General features: G+C 62.3%; 19 protein-coding genes. 13 read left to right on the top strand and 6 right to left on the bottom strand.

Translation table 11 applies throughout. The annotated features are described in order from the left end of the window. Positions 1-94 precede the first annotated feature (94 nt). A complete protein-coding gene (locus KGB20_RS10970; RefSeq protein WP_154947373.1) occupies positions 95-1,273 on the bottom strand; it encodes a trans-sulfuration enzyme family protein in 1,179 nt (392 codons plus the stop codon). Continuing rightward, entirely contained in the window at positions 1,270-2,646 is a 1,377-nt protein-coding gene (locus tag KGB20_RS10965; RefSeq protein ID WP_090456244.1) for a pyridoxal-phosphate dependent enzyme, read from the bottom strand. The genes KGB20_RS10970 and KGB20_RS10965 overlap by 4 nt, the downstream gene beginning before the upstream one ends. Before the next feature lie 276 nt (positions 2,647-2,922). Between KGB20_RS10965 and KGB20_RS10960 the strand changes: the two genes are divergently transcribed. From KGB20_RS10960 to KGB20_RS10930, 7 genes are all read left to right on the top strand, one after another. Beyond that, positions 2,923-4,284 (top strand): flavin-containing monooxygenase, encoded by a 1,362-nt coding sequence (locus tag KGB20_RS10960; protein WP_223532235.1) that lies wholly within the window; start codon positions 2,923-2,925, stop codon positions 4,282-4,284. Then, positions 4,284-4,694, top strand: coding sequence for a RidA family protein (locus tag KGB20_RS10955; protein WP_003201555.1), 411 nt, complete (start codon positions 4,284-4,286; stop codon positions 4,692-4,694). The genes KGB20_RS10960 and KGB20_RS10955 overlap by 1 nt, the downstream gene beginning before the upstream one ends. Positions 4,695-4,704: 10 nt before the next feature. Beyond that, a complete protein-coding gene (locus KGB20_RS10950) occupies positions 4,705-5,379 on the top strand; it encodes a DUF1028 domain-containing protein (protein ID WP_090456242.1) in 675 nt (224 codons plus the stop codon). Beyond that, positions 5,372-6,541, top strand: a complete 1,170-nt coding sequence (gene argE / locus KGB20_RS10945) for an acetylornithine deacetylase (RefSeq protein WP_159390210.1) — start codon at positions 5,372-5,374, stop codon at positions 6,539-6,541. The genes KGB20_RS10950 and argE overlap by 8 nt, the downstream gene beginning before the upstream one ends. Before the next feature lie 35 nt (positions 6,542-6,576). Next, positions 6,577-7,617 (top strand): ABC transporter substrate-binding protein, encoded by a 1,041-nt coding sequence (locus KGB20_RS10940; protein WP_102671907.1) that lies wholly within the window; start codon positions 6,577-6,579, stop codon positions 7,615-7,617. 852 nt (positions 7,618-8,469) lie between these two features. Continuing rightward, complete coding sequence (locus KGB20_RS10935; RefSeq protein ID WP_090456237.1) at positions 8,470-9,885, top strand: purine-cytosine permease family protein; 1,416 nt, start codon at positions 8,470-8,472, stop codon at positions 9,883-9,885. A gap of 124 nt (positions 9,886-10,009) precedes the next feature. Beyond that, positions 10,010-11,077, top strand: a complete 1,068-nt coding sequence (locus tag KGB20_RS10930) for a GGDEF domain-containing protein (protein ID WP_150815045.1) — start codon at positions 10,010-10,012, stop codon at positions 11,075-11,077. On the opposite strand, the gene KGB20_RS10925 is transcribed toward KGB20_RS10930, so the two are convergent. From KGB20_RS10925 to KGB20_RS10910, 4 genes are all read right to left on the bottom strand, one after another. After that, positions 11,074-11,433 (bottom strand): cupin domain-containing protein, encoded by a 360-nt coding sequence (locus tag KGB20_RS10925; RefSeq protein ID WP_150815044.1) that lies wholly within the window; start codon positions 11,431-11,433, stop codon positions 11,074-11,076. The genes KGB20_RS10930 and KGB20_RS10925 overlap by 4 nt on opposite strands. A gap of 13 nt (positions 11,434-11,446) precedes the next feature. Continuing rightward, positions 11,447-12,844: an NAD(P)/FAD-dependent oxidoreductase gene (locus KGB20_RS10920; RefSeq protein WP_159390208.1), complete on the bottom strand. Its 1,398-nt coding sequence runs from the start codon at positions 12,842-12,844 to the stop codon at positions 11,447-11,449. Between the two features lie 70 nt (positions 12,845-12,914). Next, positions 12,915-14,189: a nucleotide disphospho-sugar-binding domain-containing protein gene (locus tag KGB20_RS10915; protein ID WP_223532233.1), complete on the bottom strand. Its 1,275-nt coding sequence runs from the start codon at positions 14,187-14,189 to the stop codon at positions 12,915-12,917. Between the two features lie 99 nt (positions 14,190-14,288). Then, on the bottom strand, positions 14,289-15,221 hold the full coding sequence (locus tag KGB20_RS10910; RefSeq protein WP_150815041.1) for a GntR family transcriptional regulator: 933 nt from the start codon (positions 15,219-15,221) through the stop codon (positions 14,289-14,291). A 198-nt stretch (positions 15,222-15,419) separates the two neighbouring features. Between KGB20_RS10910 and KGB20_RS10905 the strand changes: the two genes are divergently transcribed. The 6 genes from KGB20_RS10905 to KGB20_RS10880 all read left to right on the top strand — a co-directional run bounded on the left by KGB20_RS10905 (position 15,420) and on the right by KGB20_RS10880 (position 20,970). Further along, positions 15,420-16,475, top strand: a complete 1,056-nt coding sequence (locus KGB20_RS10905) for a spermidine/putrescine ABC transporter substrate-binding protein (RefSeq protein ID WP_154862013.1) — start codon at positions 15,420-15,422, stop codon at positions 16,473-16,475. Positions 16,476-16,557: 82 nt separating this feature from the next. After that, entirely contained in the window at positions 16,558-17,418 is an 861-nt protein-coding gene (locus tag KGB20_RS10900) for an ABC transporter permease (RefSeq protein WP_150815039.1), read from the top strand. Continuing rightward, positions 17,415-18,221 (top strand): ABC transporter permease, encoded by an 807-nt coding sequence (locus tag KGB20_RS10895; protein WP_159390206.1) that lies wholly within the window; start codon positions 17,415-17,417, stop codon positions 18,219-18,221. Before KGB20_RS10900 ends, KGB20_RS10895 begins: the two co-directional genes overlap by 4 nt. Further along, positions 18,214-19,293 carry an ABC transporter ATP-binding protein gene (locus KGB20_RS10890; RefSeq protein ID WP_154947380.1) on the top strand — a complete coding sequence of 360 codons (1,080 nt, stop codon included), beginning with the start codon at positions 18,214-18,216 and terminating at the stop codon, positions 19,291-19,293. Before KGB20_RS10895 ends, KGB20_RS10890 begins: the two co-directional genes overlap by 8 nt. Positions 19,294-19,325: 32 nt before the next feature. After that, complete coding sequence (locus tag KGB20_RS10885; RefSeq protein ID WP_159390205.1) at positions 19,326-20,609, top strand: nucleotide disphospho-sugar-binding domain-containing protein; 1,284 nt, start codon at positions 19,326-19,328, stop codon at positions 20,607-20,609. Next, a complete protein-coding gene (locus tag KGB20_RS10880) occupies positions 20,602-20,970 on the top strand; it encodes a cupin domain-containing protein (RefSeq protein ID WP_008049636.1) in 369 nt (122 codons plus the stop codon). The genes KGB20_RS10885 and KGB20_RS10880 overlap by 8 nt, the downstream gene beginning before the upstream one ends. The last annotated feature ends 2 nt before the right edge of the window (positions 20,971-20,972 follow it).

Genomic DNA, 20,972 nt, shown 5'->3' with positions numbered 1-20,972 from the left:
GGCGGCGCGTCAGTCACATCGATGTTGGATGTGCCGCCGTCTTCGCGAGCAAGCCCGCTCCCACAGGTTTTGCGGTGTCCCACCATTCAGGTGATTACATCCTTGCCAACGCCTGCGCCAGATCAGCTCGCAAGTCCTCGACATCCTCAACCCCCACCGACAACCGCACCAACCCATCGCCAATCCCCAGTTCCGCGCGGGTATCGGGCGGGATGGTGGCGTGGGTCATGATTGCCGGGTGTTCGATAAGGCTTTCCACGCCGCCCAGGCTTTCGGCCAGGGCGAAGATCTGCACGCTTTCAAGGAAGCGTTTGGTACCGGCCAGGTCACTGTTGAGGTCGAGGGAGATCATCCCGCCGAAACCGCGCATTTGCCGTTGGGCCAGTTCGTGTTGCGGGTGCGACGGCAGGCCAGGGTAGTAGACCCGTGAGACTTGTGGCTGGCGCTCCAGCCACTGCGCCAGCGCCAGTGCGTTGCTGCAATGTCGCTCCATGCGCAGCGCCAGGGTCTTCACGCCGCGCAGGGTGAGGAAGGCATCGAACGGGCCGGCGATGGCGCCGACGGCGTTTTGCAGGAAACCCAGGCGCTCGGCCAGTTCGGCGTTCTGCCCGACCACGGCGATACCGCCGATCACGTCGGAGTGACCGTTGAGGTATTTGGTGGTCGAGTGCAGCACGATGTCGAAGCCAAGCTCCAGCGGGCGCTGGATCCACGGGCTGGCGAAGGTGTTGTCGGCCACGCAGATGATGCCGCGGGCGCGGCAGGTGCGGGCGATGGCGGAGAGGTCGGTGAGGCGCAGCAGCGGATTGCTCGGGGTCTCGACCATGACCATGCGTGTGTCGTCTTGCAGGGACGCTTCGAACGCCGCCAGGTCGGTCAGGTCGACGAAGCTGAAGCGGTGCCCGGCGCTGCGCTGGCGCACCTTGTCGAACAGGCGGAAGGTGCCGCCGTACAGGTCGTTGCCCGAAACGATGTGCGAGCCGGCGTCGAGCAGTTCGAGCACCGTGGAAATGGTCGCCAGCCCCGAGGCGAAGGCAAAGCCCCGGGTGCCGCCTTCGAGGTCGGCCACGCAGCGTTCCAGCGCCCAGCGCGTCGGGTTGTGCGAGCGCCCGTAGTCCAGGCCTTTGTGCACCCCGGGGCTCTGTTGCAGGTAGGTGGAGTTGGCGTAGATCGGCGGCATCAACGCCCCGGTCGAAGGGTCCGGCGCTTGCCCTGCGTGGATCACCCGGGTGGCGAAGCCCTGTGGCGGGGTGTTTTTATCCTGTTGACTCATGGCAGGGATCTCCGCAAATGGTTGAGCATGTCGGTTCGGGTAATCAGGCCGTGAAAGCCCGAGGCATCCTGGATGATCGCCACCAGTCCACGGCCCAGCTCGGCTTCCAGTTCAGCCAGGGTGGCATCGGGGGACAGGGTTTGCAGTTTGTCGGTCATGGCGCTGGAGACGGCCCTGCGAAAGTGCGCAACGTCTTCATGCACGCCCAGCAGGATGTCGGACTCGTCGATCACGCCGACCAGTTGCTGCCCCTTCACCAGCACCGGCAGCTGCGAGACATCCGCCAGGCGCATGCGCTGGAAAGCCGTCAGTAGCGTGTCATCCGGGCCGACGCTGATCACTCGGCCATCCTCGAAGCGCCGCGCGATCAGGTCGCGCAGGTCGCCGTAGTGCTTGCGTTGCAGCAGGCCCTGATCGTTCATCCACTGGTCGTTGTAGACCTTCGACAGGTAACGCGTACCGGTGTCGCAGACGAAGCTGACGACCCGTTTCGGCTGGGTCTGTTCGCGGCAGTAACGCAACGCCGCCGCCAGCAAGGTGCCGGTCGACGAACCGCCGAGAATCCCTTCGGCGCGCAGCAGTTGGCGGGCATGATCAAAGCTTTCTTCGTCGCTGATCGAATAGGCGTGGCGCACGCTGGACAGGTCGGCAATCGACGGGATGAAGTCTTCGCCAATGCCTTCCACAGCCCAGGAACCGGGGGTGGGGAGGGTGCCACCGCGGCTGTATTCGGCCATCACCGAGCCGACCGGGTCGGCCAGGACCATTTCCAGGTCCGGCTGTACCCGTTTGAAGAAACGGGTCAGCCCGGTGAGGGTGCCGGCCGAACCGACGCCGACGACGATGGCGTCCACATCATGCTGGGTTTGCGCCCAGATCTCCGGCGCGGTGCTGCATTCGTGGGCCAGCGGGTTGGCCGGGTTGTTGAACTGGTCGGCGAAGAACGCATCGGGAATTTCCGCCGCCAGCCGTGCGGCGACGTCCTGGTAATACTCGGGATGGCCCTTGCCGACGTCGGAGCGGGTGATGTGCACCTCGGCGCCCATGGCCTTGAGGTGCAAGACCTTCTCGGTGGACATCTTGTCCGGCACCACCAGCACCACTCGGTAACCCTTGGCGCGGCCGACCAGGGCCAGGCCGAGGCCGGTGTTGCCGGCGGTGGCTTCGACGATGGTGCCGCCAGGGCGCAGGCGGCCATCGCGTTCGGCGGTGTCGATCATCGCCAGACCGATGCGGTCCTTGATCGAGCCGCCGGGATTCTGGGATTCGAGTTTGAGAAACAGCGTACACGGGCCGGTATCGAATCGGCTGACGCGTACCAGAGGTGTATTGCCGATCAGTTCGAGCACGGCAGGGCGGGAGTTGTCAGTCATGTCGTCACTTCCTTGCGCTATTCGCACTGGGTGGACATCGACCGGCGCTGTGCCATCAGGCGTCAATCGCCGGCATTGCATCGCTAGGACCATAGGCCGGGATCAGGCCTCCCGCAACCTTGCACAGCCGACCGGTCGGCTCGACGCTTTTTCCTCGCCAGCAACCACAAAAAACATAATTTCGCTATTTCCCGGCTCCGAACAGAATGCGGCCAACACCCTGACACCGATAGCCCAAGCAGAAGAACAACAGTGATCAGAATCGAGGCGGCAGCCATGACCGACCTGAATCAAACCACCTTTCAGAAGTGCACAGCCATGACAGTTGATAAAACCGAAATTGATACGCTTGTTGTTGGCGCCGGCCAGGCCGGCGTGGCCATGAGTGAACACCTGAGCAAGCTCGGTGTGCCTCACCTCGTTGTGGAGCGCAATCGTATCGCCGAAGCCTGGCGCACCGGTCGCTGGGATTCGCTGGTAGCCAACGGCCCGGCCTGGCACGACCGCTTCCCGGGGCTGGAATTCGACGGTCTGGACCCGGATGCCTTCGCCGGGAAAGAGCAGGTGGCTGAGTACTTCGAAGCCTACGCCCGCAAGTTCAACGCGCCGATCCGTACCGGCGTGGACGTGAAGAAAGTCGAACGCAATACCGACCGTCCCGGTTTCACCGTTGAAACCTCTGATGGCGTGATCGAGGCCCGGCATGTGGTGGTCGCCACCGGTCCGTTCCAGCGTCCGGCCATTCCGCCGATTGCCCCACAGATCGCTGGCATCACTCAGATTCATTCCGCCCAATACTACAACCCGCAGCAACTGGCCGAAGGCGCGGTGCTGGTGGTGGGTGCAGGTTCCTCGGGCGTGCAGATCGCCGATGAACTGCAACGTTCCGGCAAGCAGGTCTACCTGTCGGTGGGCGCCCACGATCGTCCGCCGCGTGCCTATCGCAACCGTGATTTCTGCTGGTGGCTGGGGGTGCTTGGCGAGTGGGATGCCGAAGCCATGCAACCGGGCAAGGAACACGTGACCATCGCCGTGAGCGGTGCCCGTGGCGGCCACACCGTGGACTTCCGCCGGCTGGCTCACCAGGGCATGACCCTGGTTGGCCTGACCCAAGCGTTCAACGGCGCCATGGTGAGTTTCGAAAACAACCTCGCTGACAACATCCAGCGCGGCGATGAAAACTACTTGGCGTTGCTCGACAAGGCCGACGCCTACATCGAACGCAATGGCCTGGACCTGCCGTTGGAACCCGAAGCCCGGGCCATGCTGGCGGACCCGGATTGCGTGACCAATCCAATCCTGGAACTGGATCTGCTCAAGGCCGGTGTCACCACGATTATCTGGGCCACTGGTTACTCAACCGATTACAGCTGGCTGAAGGTCGATGCCTTCAAGGAAAACGGCAAGCCGCAGCACCAGCGCGGTGTGTCGGCCGAGCCGGGGGTGTATTTCGTGGGGTTGCCTTGGCAGTCCCGTCGTGGCTCCGCGTTTATCTGGGGCGTTTGGCACGACGCCAAGCACATCGCCGACCACATCGTTAAACAGCACACCTATCTCAACTACCGGGATGCGACCCAGCGTCAAGCCGAAGCCGCCCGTGCACCTATTCACAAAGCCAGCCTCATGGGAGTTCGTTAATGCCTACTCATACCCGCATCCGCATGTTCAACACCAAAGACACCTACCCGAACCAGACGCTGGACAACGATTTGTGCCAGGCCGTGCGCGCCGGCAACACCGTGTATGTGCGTGGTCAGGTCGGTACCGATTTCAACGGCCAACTGGTGGGCCTCGGTGATCCGCGCGCCCAGGCCGAGCAGGCCATGCGCAACGTCAAGCAACTGCTGGAAGAGGCGGGCAGCGACCTGAGCCACATCGTCAAGACCACCACCTACCTGATCGACCCGCGCTATCGCGAGCCGGTGTACCAGGAGGTCGGCAAGTGGCTCAAGGGCGTGTTCCCGATTTCCACCGGCCTTGTGGTCAGCGCCCTCGGCCAGCCGCAGTGGCTGATGGAAATTGATGTGATCGCTGTCATCCCTGAATAAGGAATTCGCCATGACTTTTTCCATCGTGGGTCGCTGCGCCGAGACCGGCCAGTTGGGCATTGCCATCAGCTCTTCGAGCATTGCCGTCGGCGCGCGCTGCCCGTGGCTGCGGGCCGGTGTCGGCGCGGTGTCGAGCCAGAACATCACGCTGCCGGCCCTCGGCCCGCAGATCCTCGATGAACTGGCCAACGGCTCGGCGCCGCCCCAGGCGCTGGACCACTCATTGACCCGCAACGGCTACAGCCAATACCGCCAGGTGGCGGTGGTCGATGCCCACGGGCGCACGGCGGTGTTCAGTGGCAACCATGCCCTGGGCATCAATAACGCTGTGGCCGGTGACCAATGCGTGGCGGCCGGCAACCTGCTGGCCAACAGTGGGGTGATCGAGGCAATGGTCGCGGCGTTCGAAAACAGCGAAGGCTGCCTCGCCACCCGGCTGATGAGCGCCTTGCAGGCCGGGCAGGACGCTGGCGGCGAAGCCGGCGCGGTGCACTCGGCGGCGTTGTCGGTGGTGGGTGACCTGACCTGGCCGATTGTCGACCTTCGGGTGGACTGGGCCGAGGAAAACCCGATTGGCGAGCTGGGCAAACTGTGGACGGCCTACGAGCCGCAATTGCAGGACTACCTGACCCGCGCCCTCAATCCGACCCTGGCCCCCGCGTATGGAGTGCCCGGCGATGAGTGAGTTGCGCAGCCGCGCCATGCTCGCGCGATTGATCGGGTTCGCCACGGTCAGCCGCGATTCGAACCTGGAGCTGATCGAGTTCGTGCACGACTACCTGCACGAACTGGGCGTGGATTGCGAACTGATCTACAACGCCGAGCGGACCAAGGCCAACCTGCTGGCCACGGTCGGCCCGCGTGTGGCTGGCGGCATCGTGTTGTCCGGGCACACCGACGTGGTGCCGGTGGATGGCCAGGCCTGGACGGTCGAACCGTTTTGCCTGAGCGAGGCGGACGGCAAGCTTTACGGTCGCGGCAGCGCGGACATGAAGGGCTATCTGGCCTCGGTGCTGGCCGCTGTGCCGATGTTTCTCTCCAGCCCTTTAAAGCGCCCGGTGCACCTGGCGTTTTCCTATGACGAAGAGGTCGGTTGCCTCGGCGTGCGCGGCTTGCTGGAAGTGCTGCCCCAACGCATCCCGACACCAGCGTTGTGTTTGATCGGCGAGCCGACCGAACTCAAGCCGGTGCTCGGTCACAAGGGCAAGCTGGCGATGCGGTGTCACGTGCGCGGCGCCGCCTGTCATTCGGCTTACGCGCCTTATGGGGTCAATGCCATCGAGCAGGCTGCACGCCTGATCGGTCGGCTGGGGGACATCGGCGCCACCCTGGCCCGGCCGCCATTGCACGACAAGCGCTTCGATCCTGCGTTCTCGACCGTGCAGGTCGGAGTGATCCAGGGCGGTACGGCGCTGAACATCGTTCCAGCGGACTGCCGTTTCGATTTCGAGATCCGCGCCTTGCCGGACTTCGCCCCGCAAGTGGTCGTCGATGAGTTGCAGGACTACGCCGAGCAGACGTTGCTGCCGGCCATGCAGGCCGTGGACACCGATACCGGTATCCGCTTTGAAAAAATCTCGGCCTATCCCGGCCTGGCGACACCCGCCGACAGCGCAGCGGCCCGGCTGATTGCCCAGCTGTGCGGCAGTGACGAGTTCAGCACCGTGGCCTTTGGCACCGAAGGCGGGCTGTTCGATCGGGCCGGGATTCCATCGGTGGTCTGCGGTCCCGGCAGCATGGACCAGGGGCACAAGCCCGATGAATTTGTCAGCGTTGATCAGATGGCGGCCTGTGACCGCTTGATGGATCGCCTGGCGGCTTACTTGAGTGAATCCGAACACCCATAACAACAACGGGCCGACAAGCCCCGAGGAAGCGATCCATGTCCAGATCCTTGCGTTGCAGTGTTCCGTTTGCCCTGGCGTTGTTGAGTGCCAGTGTGTGGGCGGCCCCCCAGGACCTCACCGTGATTTCCTTCGGTGGTGCTACCAAACAGGCCCAGGATAAGGCCTACTTCCAGCCCTTCAACGCCAGCGGCGCGGGCAATATCATCGCCGGGGAGTACAACGGCGAGCTGTCGAAGATCAAGGCCATGGTCTCCGCCGGTCACACCAGCTGGGACGTGGTGGAAGTCGAAAGCCCCGAGTTGTTGCGTGGCTGCGAAGAGGGCCTGTTCGAGAAGCTCGATGCGGGACGCTTCGGTGATTCGGCGAACTTCGTGCCGGGTGCGCTGACCGAGTGCGGTGTCGCAACCTATGTCTGGTCGATGGTCATGGCCTACGACCAGAGCAAGCAGGCCAAGGCGCCGCAGTCCTGGGCCGACTTCTGGAACGTCGCCGACTTCCCGGGCAAGCGCGGCCTGCGCAAGAGCGCCAAGTACACCCTGGAAATCGCGTTGCTCGCCGACGGAGTCAAGGCGGACGACGTGTACAAGATCTTGAAAACCCCGCAAGGCGTGACGCGGGCCTTCGCCAAACTCGACCAGATCAAGCCGAACATCCAGTGGTGGGAGGCGGGTGCGCAGCCGGCGCAATGGCTGGTGGCCGGTGACGTGGTGATGAGCGCGGCCTACAACGGCCGGATCGCTTCGGCGCAGAAGGAAGGCATGAAACTGAGCATCGTCTGGCCGCAGAGCCTGTACGATCCGGAATACTGGGCGGTGGTCAAAGGCACGCCGAACAAGGCATTGGCGGAAAACTTCATCGCCTTTGCCAGCCAGCCGCAGACGCAAAAAGTCTTCTCGGAAACCATCCCCTACGGGCCGGTGCATCGCCAGACCCTGCCATTGCTGCCCAAGGATGTGCAGGACCAACTGCCGACCGCCGAGGCCAACCTGGCCGGCGCGCGGGCCGTGGACGCGGAGTTCTGGGTTGACCATGGCGAGGAACTTGAACAGCGCTTCAATGCCTGGGCTGCGCGCTAACACAGGCACCACATAACCCCTGTGGGAGCGGGCTTGCTCGCGAAAGCGGTATGTCAGTCACATCGATGTTGGATGTGCCGCCGTCTTCGCGAGCAAGCCCGCTCCCACAAAAAAGCCTGGTGCAAACCCTCAGGTTCAAACTTTGCCGCCTTCGCGCAGTGGTGATGGTAGTCAATTAAAACGCAGGACCCTGTGGGAGCGAGCTTGCTCGCAAAAGCGGTACTTCAGTCACATCGATGTTGGATGTGCCGCCGTCTTCGCGAGCAAGCCCGCTCCCACAAAAAGCACAGTGCAATACCTCGGGTTCATGCTTTGCCGACTTCGCGCAATGGTGATGGTAGTCAGTTAAAACGCAGGACCCTGTGGGAGCGAGCCTGCTCGCGAAAGCGGTATGTCAGTCACATCGATGTTGGATGTGCCGCCGTCTTCGCGAGCAAGCCCGCTCCCACAAAAAGCACAGTGCAATACCTCGTGTTCATGCTCTGCCGACTTCGCGCAGTGGTGATGGTAGTCAGTTAAAACGCAGGACCCTGTGGGAGCGGGCTTGCTCGCGAAAGCGGTATGTCAGTCACATCGATGTTGGATGTGCCACCGTCTTCGCGAGCAAGCCCGCTCCCACAGGGATTTCGTCGTTCAGTTGTCATGGTGTTCTGATCAATATTTTATTTTTATTGGTTTTTTCTGCCGGTTATTCCGGAAAACCACGCAATCTTTTTTAAGGTTTAAAGGCACAAATTAACTAATTTTCCTCCCCACACTCTTTGGCCATGATCGCCTCCAACAAGAAATGCGCAGGTATGCCCGCGCACACCGAAGTACGAACACGTACTCATCCTTGCCTTGGAGTTCGTCATGTCCACCACCGCTTCATCCGCCCCGCTCATCGAGAAACACACGATCGGGTACGTCCCCCCTGAGGATCGCCACGGAAAGGTCAAAGATCTGTTCACCCTGTGGTTCGGCGGCAATATCGCGCCGTTGCCCATCGTTACCGGCGCGCTTGGCGTGCAGTTGTTTCACCTGAACCTGGTCTGGGGCATTGTCGCGATCATCGTCGGCCACCTGGTCGGCGGTGTGCTGATGGCGCTGCACTCGGCGCAAGGCCCGCAGATGGGCATTCCGCAGATGATCCAGAGCCGCGCTCAGTTCGGTTCGCTGGGCGCGTTGCTGGTGGTGGTGATTGCCGGCGTGATGTACATCGGTTTCTTCGCTTCCAACATCGTCCTGGCCGGCAAGTCGCTGCATGGCGTGGTCGAGAGCGTGCCGGTGTCCGTCGGCATCGTCCTCGGCGGCCTTGGCTCGGGGATCATCGGCATCATTGGCTACCGCTTCATCCACGTGCTCAATCGCATCGGCACCTGGGTGCTGGGCCTCGGCATCGTGCTCGGTTTCGGCTACATCCTGACCCACGTGCAGACCGATGACTTCCTGACCCGTGGCAGTTTCAACATTTCCGGCTGGCTGGCCACGGTGTCGCTGGCGGCGCTGTGGCAGATCGCTTTCGCGCCCTACGTGTCCGACTACTCGCGCTACCTGCCCAAAGACGTGAAGGTCAGTTCGACGTTCTGGGCGACCTACCTCGGCTCCTCGCTGGGTTCAATCCTGTCCTTCGTGTTCGGTGCCGTCGCCGTGCTGGCAACGCCGGTGGGCATGGACACCATGGACGCGGTGAAACTCGCGACCGGCGCCATCGGCCCGCTGATGCTGGTGCTGTTCCTGCTCAGCGTGATCAGCCACAACGCCCTGAATCTGTATGGCGCCGTGCTGTCGGTGATCACCTTGCTGCAAACCTTCGCCCACCGCTGGATTCCGACTGCTTCGAGCCGGGCGGTACTGTCGCTGATCATCCTGGCCGGTTGCTGCGTGGCGGCCATCGGCGCCTCGGCGGATTTCATCGGGCATTTCGTCGACCTGGTACTGGCGTTGCTGGTGGTGCTGGTGCCGTGGACTGCGATCAACCTCATCGACTTCTACGCGATCCACAAGGGCGAGTACGACATCGCCTCGATCTTCCGCGTCGACGGCGGCATCTATGGCCGCTTCAACCCGCAGGCGCTGTTGGCCTACGCCATCGGCATCGTGGTGCAGATCCCGTTCATGAACACGCCGATCTACACCGGCCCCGTGGCAGTGCACATCGACGGTGCGGATTTATCCTGGTTGGTCGGGCTGGTGGTCACCACACCGCTGTACTACTGGCTGGCGAACCGTGATACGGCTTACCGTCGGCGCCAGAACATGGCCGGGTTGATGCCGACCAACAGTTGATCGGACCTGTGGCACAGGCGTACCGGGTTGAAATGATTGTGTAATTCGGGATGGTCGTTTGCCGGGCGTATGGCTATGCTCAGCAAGTTTGCCAAACGCCAATGATAACAATCACAGTGAAACCATGAGCCAATCAGACACGCGTGCGACTGTTCTAGCGCTGTATCCAGAAGACTCCCGCGAGGCGGCGGCGTTGCTCAAGCAGGCAGTGCCGCTGATGGTTCGTCACAACATTCCGCCCAACCCGGTGCACTACGCGCTCTGGTACACCTACAGCAAGGGCCAGGAGCCGGAGCTCAATCGGCACCTGGACCGGGTGGTCAATGACTTCGACTACTTCCCGCCGGAGTCGGCCGCCAAACTGTTTCGCGAGTACATCATCCGCGATGAACTGGCGGACGCCCGCTCCGGGCAGCAGGACGCGATCAATCTGGTCGACGACATGGAGCGCGATGTATCGCGCAGCGTGAAGGGTAACCAGGATTTCCAGGCCAGCCTCGGCCAATACCTGCAGATGCTTGAAGAGCCCGCCAGCGAGCGCTTGCCGAGCATCCTGACCCAACTGCAACAGAGCACCCGGCTGATGCAGGGGCAGCAGGAACACTTCCTCGCCCAGTTGCAATCGGCACAGCATGAAATCAAAAGCCTGCGTGACAAGCTGGAGCGCGCCCAACTGGCCGCGACCCTCGATGGCCTGACCGAATTGCTCAACCGCACCACCTTCAACCGCCAGCTTGAACAGGCCTTGAGCAACGTGGCGACGGGCGTGGCGCTGGTCATGCTGGATATCGACCACTTCAAGCAATTCAACGACCAGTACGGCCACCCCTTGGGCGACCGCGTGCTTCAGCATGTCGCCCGGGTGCTGCGTGATTCGCTGCCTGGCGAAGCGTTCGCGGCACGTTATGGCGGCGAGGAGTTTTGCGTGGTGCTCAAGGATTGTCCGGACCTGGCCGCCGCGGGCGCTTTTGCCGAGCGCCTGCGTTTGAAAATCCAGTCGCTGCGGGTCAAGGCCCGGGGCACCGACACGGTGCTGGACACCATCACCGCCTCGTTCGGCGTGGCCCATGCACAACCCGGCGATACACCGGAAAGCCTGGTGACCCGCGCAGACGACGCGCTGTACCAGGCCAAGCGCAACGGGCGCAATCAGGTCTGTCAGCAGCCTGACGTAGCGGTCGGGGCCGTTTAGCCAAGGATGAAGTAGACCTTTCGCACCGTGGTGAGGTTTTCCCAGGTGCCATTGAATCCGCTGGCGACCACAAAGGAATCACCGGGGCCGAACGTGCGCGCGACGCCCTCGGCATCGGTCAGGCGCACGGTGCCTTCGAGGATGTGACACAGCTCATCGTAATCGCACTGGCAATGCTCCCGGTGCGGTCCTGCCTCCCAGATGCCGGCCACGGCGTTTTTCTCAGGCGTCACAAAGTGCCGCCAACTCTTGCTGCGGTAAGGCGCGTCGACCACGGCCGGATCGTTGATTTCAGTTTCACGGGGGGCAAGGTCGCTGGCGAAGTCGATGACGTGCCGGGGCAGGGCTGTGGACATGGTGGTCTCCGGATCAGGAATCGAAACCGATGCCAAAGGCATCGAAGGTCTTGAGCAGCAGGTCACGGTGACCGTCGCGGTCCTCCCGCGCCAGTGAGCGCTGGGCCAGTTTCACGCCGACGTAACGCAAGGGTTCGGGCGGAAAGCGGAACGGCGCCTTGGAGGTCATCAGCAGTTCGGTGCGTTCGGTGCGCTCGCCGCCCAGCAGGTCGAGCATGTTCAGCGCGGCGAAGCGGCTGGCGGACACCCCTTGTCCGGTGAAGCCCAAGGCATAGGCGACGCGGCCCTGGTGTTCGCAACCGGTGAACATCGTGGTGCGCGCCGAGGTGTCGATGATGCCGCCCCAGGCATGGCTGAAGCGCACATCGCCAAGGGCCGGGAAAGTTTGGTGAAACTGCTCGGCCAGGCGCTGGAAGCTTTGCGGTCGCTGGGTCAGGGCTTCGTCGCGGCGCCCGCCGAAATGGTAGATGGCATCAAAGCCGGCCCAGAGAATACGGTTGTCGGCGGTCTTGCGCAGGTAGTGGAACTGGTTGCCGGCGTCGGCGATGCCGTAGCGACCGGTCCAGCCGATGGCTCGCAGCTGCGCATCGCTCAATGGTTCGCTGACCAGGCTGTAGTCGTAGACCGGGATCACGCTCGATGCCAGATGGCCGAGCAGCGGCGGGGCGATGTTGGTGGCGAGGGCGATTTGCCCGGCGATGACTTCGCCGTCGGCAGTGGGCAGGCACAGGCTGTCGCGGCGGGCATCGAGTTTCAGGACCGGGCTGTTTTCGAACAGTTGGACCCCTTGTTCAAGGCAAACGCGGCGCAATTCAGCGGCCATTTTCGCCGGGTTGAGGAGGGCGTAATTGGGTTCGAACAGGCCGGCCACATACGCCGGGGAGTCGAGTTTCTGCGTCAGAGCGCGGCCTTCCAGCCACTCGCAGTCAATGCCGAATCGCGCGTAGTTACGCTGCATCGAGCGCAACCCGTCGACCTGCCACGGTTGGCTGGCGACGTTGAGTTTGCCATGGCGTTCGAACTCGACGTGCATGCCAAAGCGTTGCAGGTCGGCGGCCAGTTCATCGAGGTTCTGCCGGCCGAGGCGGATCAGTTGCTCGGCTTCATCCGGCCAGCGCTTGAGCGCATTGGACACTCCATGGGAAATGCTCGGCGCGCAGAAACCGCCGTTGCGCCCGCTGGCCTCACCGCCGCAGCGTCGTGCCTCGATGATCGCAATGCTCAGCCCGGGGTTGCGCTGACGCGCCAGCAGGGCGGTCCACAATCCGGTGAACCCGCCGCCGACCACGGCCAGGTCGCATTGCACCGTGCCGGTGACGGAAGGTGCGGCGGGCGGCGGGGTGACGGTGTCCTGCCAGAAGGGATGGGGCAGGACATGGTCAAGCGCATCGAGAAGCGATGGGGCATTCATGCTGAAACTCCGGCGGTGTGTCGGGCAGCGACGATTGCGTTCGGTTGCCCGACGGTTTTTGTTGTTATGGCTAGAGTGCCAGGATCACCCGCGCGGCAATGTCGGTGCCGCGGGTCGCCTGCATGCGCTCGCTGAACGATGTGAGGCGTTGTTTCATCGCTTGATCGGCCAGCAGTTGTTCGAGGGCGGCGGGCAGGGCGGCCAGGGGATCGGCAAAGCGCGGCAGGTAGCGGCCGACGCCGGTTTCCTCGGCGCGGGCGGCGTTGTCGTGGCCGTCCCAGCAATAGGGGATGATCAGCGATGGCAGGCCGAAGTACAGCGCTTCGCAGAAGCTGTTGTTGCCACCGTGGTGGATGAACAACTGGCATTCCTTGAGCACCGCCGGCTGGGCAAACCAGCTGTCCAGGTACACGTTGTCCGGCACGGTGGTGTACATGTCGCGGTAGGCGCCGACGTTGACCAGGAAGCGGTACGGCAAGCTTTCGATCGTGCTGATCAGGCGTTTCATCATCCCTGTGTCGGCGGCGCCGAGGCTGCCGAAGCTGAGGTAGATCAGCGGCGCGTCGTTGTGCCGTGGAAAGTCCGGGACAATGTACGGCGCTTCGCGGCGCACGCAACCGTCGAGGTACACGTAGCGTTGCGGGGCCAGCGGTTGCTGGCGCTCATAGCGCACTGGCGTCGGTGACAGCAGCAGGTTCAGCCATGGCGAGTCGGTGAGGAACTGCCCCGCTGGGCACGGCGCGGTGCCGTTGCCGAGGAGAAAATGCGAAAAGCGTTCATGAGCTGGCGCGACAGCCTTGAGGTACTGCTCGGTGTAACGCTCACAGGCCTGGGTGTCGCTGGTCAGGCACCCGGACAGGTACGGCGGAACGGCCGCATCCGGCAGTTCGGTTTCGGCGCAGGACACCACCCGCACCCACGGGCAACCGGCGTTGGCGATGGCCGGGAACATCACCACGTTGTCGAGCACGATCACGTCGGGCTTGAGGCGGCCGAGCAACTGCTGCAAGGGTTTTTCCGCTTCGATGGCGGTATCGATGATGGCTTCCCAGGCCGGCGCCACATAGCTGTCGATCTGTGCCAGCGGGGTCTGGTCGAAGTAGGGAATGCTGCGCTCGATGAAGCGTTCCCAGTAGTGCTGGTGTTCCGCCGCCGACAACGGGCTCGCTTGCGGAATCGGGTACTCGTCGAAACCGTATTCGGCGAACAACCCCTGGAAATGTTCATGGCAGATGAACACCGGCTTGGCGCCCAGTTCACGCAGCGACTGAGCGATGCCAATGCAGTTCAAGGCCGCGCCGAAACTGGCTTCCGGAAACAGGGCGATCAGTTTTTGTTTTTGCATGGCGAGGACTGTCCATGGCGGGTCAGACCCGCCGCTCCTGAAGGTGTTTTTGATGCTGTCTTATTTTCAAAAAAAAATCATCATGTTTTTGCGAGCTGGTTAGCGACGCCCGAACAGATGGCTTTGCGGGATGCCACGGTTGGCGGTTTGCGGCCGTTGCGCGGCGCTCAGGCGCAGGTGCAAACGCAGCAGGTCGGCGGCGATCTCCATCTGCCCGCGTTCGATCTGCGCGATGATTTGCAGGTGTTCGCGTAGCGCTTCCTGCAGGCGGTGCACGCTCACCGATGGCAGCAGGTTCGGCAGGCGGCGCAGGCCCTGATGCTGGAGCAGGGCGTCGCTGATGAAGCGGTTACCGCAGCTCTGGGCCAGCAGTTCGTGGAAGCTGATGTCCAGTTCGCGAAATTGTTGGATGTCGAAGTCTTCCACGGGGCGGGCGAGCAGGCTTTGCGTGGCGCTGCGCAACAGCGCCAGGCGTTGCGGATCGGCATTGAAGCTGGGGCTGAGCAGGGCTTCAGGCTCAAGGATCAGGCGGAATTTCAGGCTTTCTTCGAGGGCGGCCAGGCTGTTCAGCGACGGGCGAAACAGCCAGGACTGGCCGGGGCCGCGCTCGATGGCCTGGCTTTCGCTCAATTGCTGCAGGGCCTTTTGTGCCGCCGGCCGGCCGATGTCGTAGCGGCGCATCAGTTCGCTGATGCTGATGCTGTCGCCCAGGCGCCCGGCCATGCGGTCGCGCAGCACCGAGGCGGCCAATTCTTCTTCCTCGGCTTGCGGCAGGGTGGCGTTGAAGACTTGGCCCGCCGGCGAGGCCAGCAGTCGGTAGCCCTTGCCGGCTTCGTGGCTCAGCAGGTTTTCTTCCAGTAGCACTTTCAACGCGCCGCGAATCAGCGTGCGCGAGACCTGGAAGGTCCGGGCCAGGGCTTGTTCGGCCACCGGGTCGCCGGCCACCATTGCGCTTTCCTGGGTGTGCTCGAGGATGCGGCGGGCCAGCTCCAGGTGATTGGTGCGCGGTTTTTTTTCGGCTGTCGTGCTCAAGCGTCTTTTCTCGTTGTGATCCGCTGTCGGACTCAGGTGCTCATCTTATGTCATGCGCTGGCGAAGCGTCAGGCCGTAAAAAAGCGTTGACATCTTTTGATACTGGTCCTAATTTCTAAAAAAAAACACAAGCAATCGTTTCTCGTTTTGCCGTACTGCCTTCGAACACAACAATAAACAATCGTCGGGTGAGTATTTATGAGCAAGCTGAATGATCTTCTGTGCGTGGGATTGGCCGTTTCCCTGGCGATCGCTTCACAGGCTGCAAGTGCGAAAGACATGGTGATTTCCATCTGGGACGGCTACATGGCCCCGGATGCGCTGGAGAAGTTCAAGGCTGCCAGCGGTGTGGACGTCGACAAGGCGTTGCACGCCACCAACGAAGAAATCATGGGCAAGCTGATGGCCTCCGGTGGCGAAGGGTATGACGTGGTGTTCGTCTCCTCGCCTTTCGCCGAAGTCCTGCACAAGCAGGGACTGCTGGCGGACATCGATCCGGTCAAAGTCCCCAACCTGAAAAACCTCTACCCCGAAGCCACTCACCTGGAATATGACCAGGGCAACCGGTTCTCCGTGCCTTACACCTGGGGCACCACCGGCATCTGCTACCGCTCCGACAAGGTGACACCAGCGCCACAGAGCTGGAACGAGCTGCTCAATCCGAGCGATGCCCTCAAGGGCAAGGTCACGATGCTCGCCACCGACCGCTGGATGCTCGGCGCCGGTTTCCTCGCCAAAGGCTGGTCGGTCAACGACAGCGACCCCGCGCAAATCGCCGCGGTTCGCGACCAACTGATCGCCACCAAAAAACGCATCCTCTCCTTCGACGACACCACCTTCTATTCCAAGCTGGCCTCCGGCGAATCGCTGATGGCCCACGCCTGGGACGGCTGGTGCAACTACGGCACGCAAGCCAACGCGGCGATCAAGTTCGTGGTGCCCAAGGAAGGTTCCGACCTGTGGGTGGACACCATGGTGGTGCTCAAAGGTTCGAAACACCAGGACGAAGCCTTCAAGTTCATCAACTTCATGCTGGCCAAGGAAAACCACGCCTGGGTCGCTGAAAACATCCTCTACAAAGTCCCCAACCAGGCGGCTATGGCCGGGTTGTCCGCTGACTTGCTCAAGCAATACCCCAATCTGACCATCGCCCCCGCCGAGCTGCTGAAAATGGAGCAGTTGCGCGACCTGGGCGGCACCACGCAAAAGGCCTACACCCGCGCCGTCACCGAAATCATGGCGGCGCAGAACTAACGCCACGTCGATCCGAGGCATGCCCGGCATGCCTCGCCACGCTCGCAAGCCGCCTCTGTCCTGAGGCGGGAGGATATGGGTAATGAGTGCTTTGCATGCTGACAGGCGTCTGTCGGCCTGGCTTCTTGCGCCCGGCTTCGGCTGGCTGCTGATGTTCCTGGTGATTCCGTGCCTGCTGGTGCTGGTCTACAGCTTCGTCGAACGGGGTGCGTATGGCGGCATCGACTGGTTGTTCACCTGGGAAAACTACCAGCGTGCGTTCGATCCGCTGTACCTGGGCATCCTGCTCAAGTCGGCGAAAATCGCCGGGCTGGCCACGGTGTTCGCGGTGTTGATCGGCTACCCGGCGGCCTATGCGATTGCCCGCGCGCCACGGCGGCGTCAGGCGGTGTATCTGTTTCTGGTGATGCTGCCGTTCTGGAGCAACTACCTGATCCGCACCTACGCCTGGATCGTGCTGCTCAACCGCGAAGGCCTGATCAACCGCATGCTGCAATTATTCGGCTACAACGGCGAACCCATCAGCCTGCTGTACACCGAGTCGTCCGTCGTGTTGGGGCTGGTCTACAACTACATCCCCTTTGTGATCCTCGCGATTTTCTCGTCGCTGTCGCGGATCAACAACGAACTGTGGGACGCCTCGAAAGACCTCGGCGCCTCGGGCTGGATGACCTTTCGCCGGATCATCCTGCCGTTGAGCGTACCGGGTATCGCCGCCGGTGCGGTGTTTGTCTTCGTGTTGAGCATCGGCAACTTCATCACTGCCGATCTGCTGGGCGGCAAGCAGGTGCAGATGGTCGGCAACCTGATCTATTCGCAATTCCTCACGGCACGGGACTGGCCGTTCGGTGCGGCGCTGAGTTTCTTCCTGATCGCAATCATGCTGATCCTGTTGTTCATCCAGGCACTGGTGGCCCGTCGTGCAGAAGGGGCGCGCTCATGAGTCAGTCTCGTTCTGTCAGCGGCACCGTGCTGGGTTCGCATCTGGGGTTGGTGTACGCCTTCCTTTATATACCGATCCTGGTGTTGATCCTGCTGTCGTTCAACAAGTCCGGATTGCCCACCGCCTGGGGCGGCGTATCGCTGAAGTGGTACGCGGCACTGGCGCACAACACGGCGATTCTGTCGGCGGCACTCAACACTCTGGTCGTTGCGTTGTCAGCAACCTTCATTGCCTGCGTGTTTGGCACGTTCCTGGCGCTGGGCATCGAGTTGCGCCGCAAGGGCAACGACAAAGGCCAGGTGGTCGACACCTTGCTGATGGCGCCGATGATCATTCCCGACATCGTGCTGGCGATTGCGCTGCTGAGTTTCTTCAACCTGCTCAAGGTCGGCCTGGGGTTGCACTCGATCATCATCAGCCACGCGGTGTTCAACATCGCCTTCGTCTGTGCGGTGGTGCGCACGCGGCTCAAGCACTTCGATTATTCGATCCTCGAAGCCTCGATTGACCTGGGTGCGAGCTGGTTCACCACCTTGCGCCGAGTGCTGCTGCCGGTGATTTTTCCCGGTGTGCTGGCCGGCGGTTTGCTCTCGTTCACCCTGTCGGTGGACGAATTCATCATCGCTTTTTTCAACTCGGGCTCCGGCCAGGCCTCGACCACGTTGCCCATGCAGATCTACGCCATGATCCGCTTCGGCGTCACCCCGGAAATCAACGCTCTGGCGACGCTGGTGATGCTGGTCAGCATCACCGCGCTGCTGGCTTCGCAGCGTCTCAACAAGGCTCCTCGCACCCATGAATAATTCACCCGCGGTACTGATCCTGGATAAGGTCAGCAAGTCTTATGGCAACGGTCTGGCGGTCAACGAGGTGTCGCTGAGCATCCGCGAGAACGAGTTCTTCGCGTTGCTCGGGCCGTCCGGCTGCGGGAAGACCACGCTGTTGCGCATGCTCGCCGGTTTCGAGACCCCCAGCGGTGGTTGCATCTACCTGGACGGCAATGACATTTCGCCGCTGCCGGCCAACAAGCGTCCGCTGAACCTGATGTTCCAGTCCTACGCGCTGTTTCCCAACATGACCGTGCGCAAGAACATTGCCTACGGCCTGGAAATGGAGCGTCTGCCGGAAACCGAAATCCGTCGCCGGGTGGATGAAGTGTTGAGCACCGCGCAACTGGGTGAGCTGGCCGAGCGCAAGCCCGATCAGCTTTCCGGCGGCCAGCGTCAGCGGGTGGCTTTGGCCCGGGCACTGGTCAAGCGTCCGCGGGTGTTGTTGCTCGACGAGCCCTTGGGCGCCCTCGACAAGAAGCTGCGGGAAAAGATGCAGCTGGAACTCAAACGCCTGCAACACGAGAGCGGCATCACCTTCATCATCGTCACCCACGACCAGGAAGAAGCCCTGGTGATGTCCGACCGCATGGCCGTGCTCGATGGCGGCAAGGTATGCCAGTGCGGCAGCCCGACCGAACTCTACGAAAACCCCAACAGCCGCTTCGTCGCCAACTTCATCGGCGTCAGCAACCTGCTCGAAGGCGTGCGCTCGGGCCAGCACTCGGTGCGGGTCAACGGCCAGGAACTGAACGTCGAAACCGACGCGCCGCTGGTGACCGGCCAATCCGTCGCCGTGGTGGTTCGCCCCGAACGCCTGCTAGTGCTGACGGAGCAGGGCGGCGATTGCGCCAATCAGGTCAGCGGCAAGATCGTCGAAATCGCCTACCACGGCCTCGACACCAACCTGCACGTGCAGACCCCCCTCAGCGACAAACCGCTGATCGTGCGCGTGCCGTCCTCGCAGTTTGAATTCGCCCATTTTGCAATCGACACGACCATCCGGCTGGGCTGGCAGGCCCGGCATGCCCGCGTACTGACGCGCTGAACAATAAAAAGACCAGGCAGGAGCAGCACTCGATGAAACAGAAAGTGATCGCATTCTTTCCGGAAGCCGCCTACGGCCCGGCGCTGAATTCAGTGGGTATCGCCCAGGCCTGTGAAGCCCTGGGGCATAAAGCGGTGTTCCTCACCGACCCGGGCATGAGCGGTGTCTACGCCGGTTATGGTTTTGAAGAGCACATGGTCAACATGTCGGCACCGATGCCGGCCGAAGAGATGGCCCGCTACTGGGTGGATTTCATCAACGGCCACATTCCGAACTTCCGCAAGTCGCCGCTGGAGCAGATCGACAACTACGTCAAGGAATGCTGGGCGGCCATCGTCGAAACCGCCAAGTGGGCGCAAAAGGACCTGCCGGCGGTGTTGGACAAGGTCAAGCCCGACCTGATCTGCGTCGACAACGTGATCCTGTTCCCGGCAATCAAGCAATACGGCAAGCCGTGGGTGCGGATCATTTCCTGCTCGGAGAACGAGATCGAAGACCCGGATATCCCGCCGCACCTGTCGGGCATGAGCATCGACGACAAGGCGGGCCACGCGCAATTCCGCCAGCGCTTCGAGGAAGTGGTCGGGCCGATCCATGAGGACTTCAACCAGTTCCTGCAAGCCCATGGCGAGCAGCCCTATCCGCTGGGGACCTTCTTTGAAGCCTCGCCGTTCATGAACCTGCTGCTGTACCCGGATGCGGTGAAGTTCGACCGACGCCATCCATTGCCGGCCGAGCGCTTCCATTACCTGCAAGGTTGCGTGCGCCACGACACGCCGTACGAGATTCCGCAGTTCCGTGCGAACCACGACAAGCCGCTGTTGTACGCCAGTTTCGGCAGCCTCGGTTCCGGCGATGTCGAGCTGCTCAAGCGCCTGATCGAGGCGGTGGGCAAGCTGCCTTACCGGGCGCTGTTCAACGTCGGCGAACACCTCGACGAATACCCGGACCTGCCGGACAACGTGCAGATTTCCAACTGGTTCCCGCAGCCGTCGGTGATTGCCCAGGTCGACGCGGTGATCCACCACGGCGGCAACAACAGTTTCACCGAGTGCCTGTTCTTCGGCAAACCGGCGATTGTCATGTCGTACGTCTGGGACGGCCACGACAACGCCATGCGCGCCGAAGAAAGCGGCCACGGCTTCAAGCTCGATCGCTACGAATGGAGCGAAGAACAGCTCGCGGAAAAACTCCACGCGTGCCTCAACGACGGGGCGATGCGCCAACGCCTGCAGCGCACCAGCGCGCAGATGCAATCACGCAAGGGGCCGCAAGACGCGGCCGCGATTCTCGACAAGGTGCTCAACGATGCCTGATTCATCCACCACGGCGGGTATCACGCCGTACCTCGAAGCCGTCAGCAGCCGCACCGATCTGGTGGACTGGGGCGTGCAGAGCGACGCCGTCGAAGGTGTCTCGCATTCCAGCGGCCGCTTGCTGTTCAAGGGCCCGAACAACAGCCCGGAAACCGGATTGTGGGTGTGCACCCCCGGTCGCTGGCGGCTGTCGATTCCCCGGGACGAGTTGTGTCACTTCATCGCGGGGCACGCCACTTACCGTAACGACAACGGTGAAGTGATTGAAGTGCGCCCCAACACCTTGGTGCTGTTCCCGGCCGGCTGGACCGGCGAATGCCACGTCCGGGAAACCCTGCGTAACGTTTATATGCTGGCTTGAAC

This window comes from Pseudomonas sp. BF-R-30 (assembly GCF_019956175.1).
Classification (GTDB): Bacteria; Pseudomonadota; Gammaproteobacteria; order Pseudomonadales; family Pseudomonadaceae; genus Aquipseudomonas; species Aquipseudomonas jessenii.
This window is presented reverse-complemented; position numbering and strand designations above follow the sequence as displayed.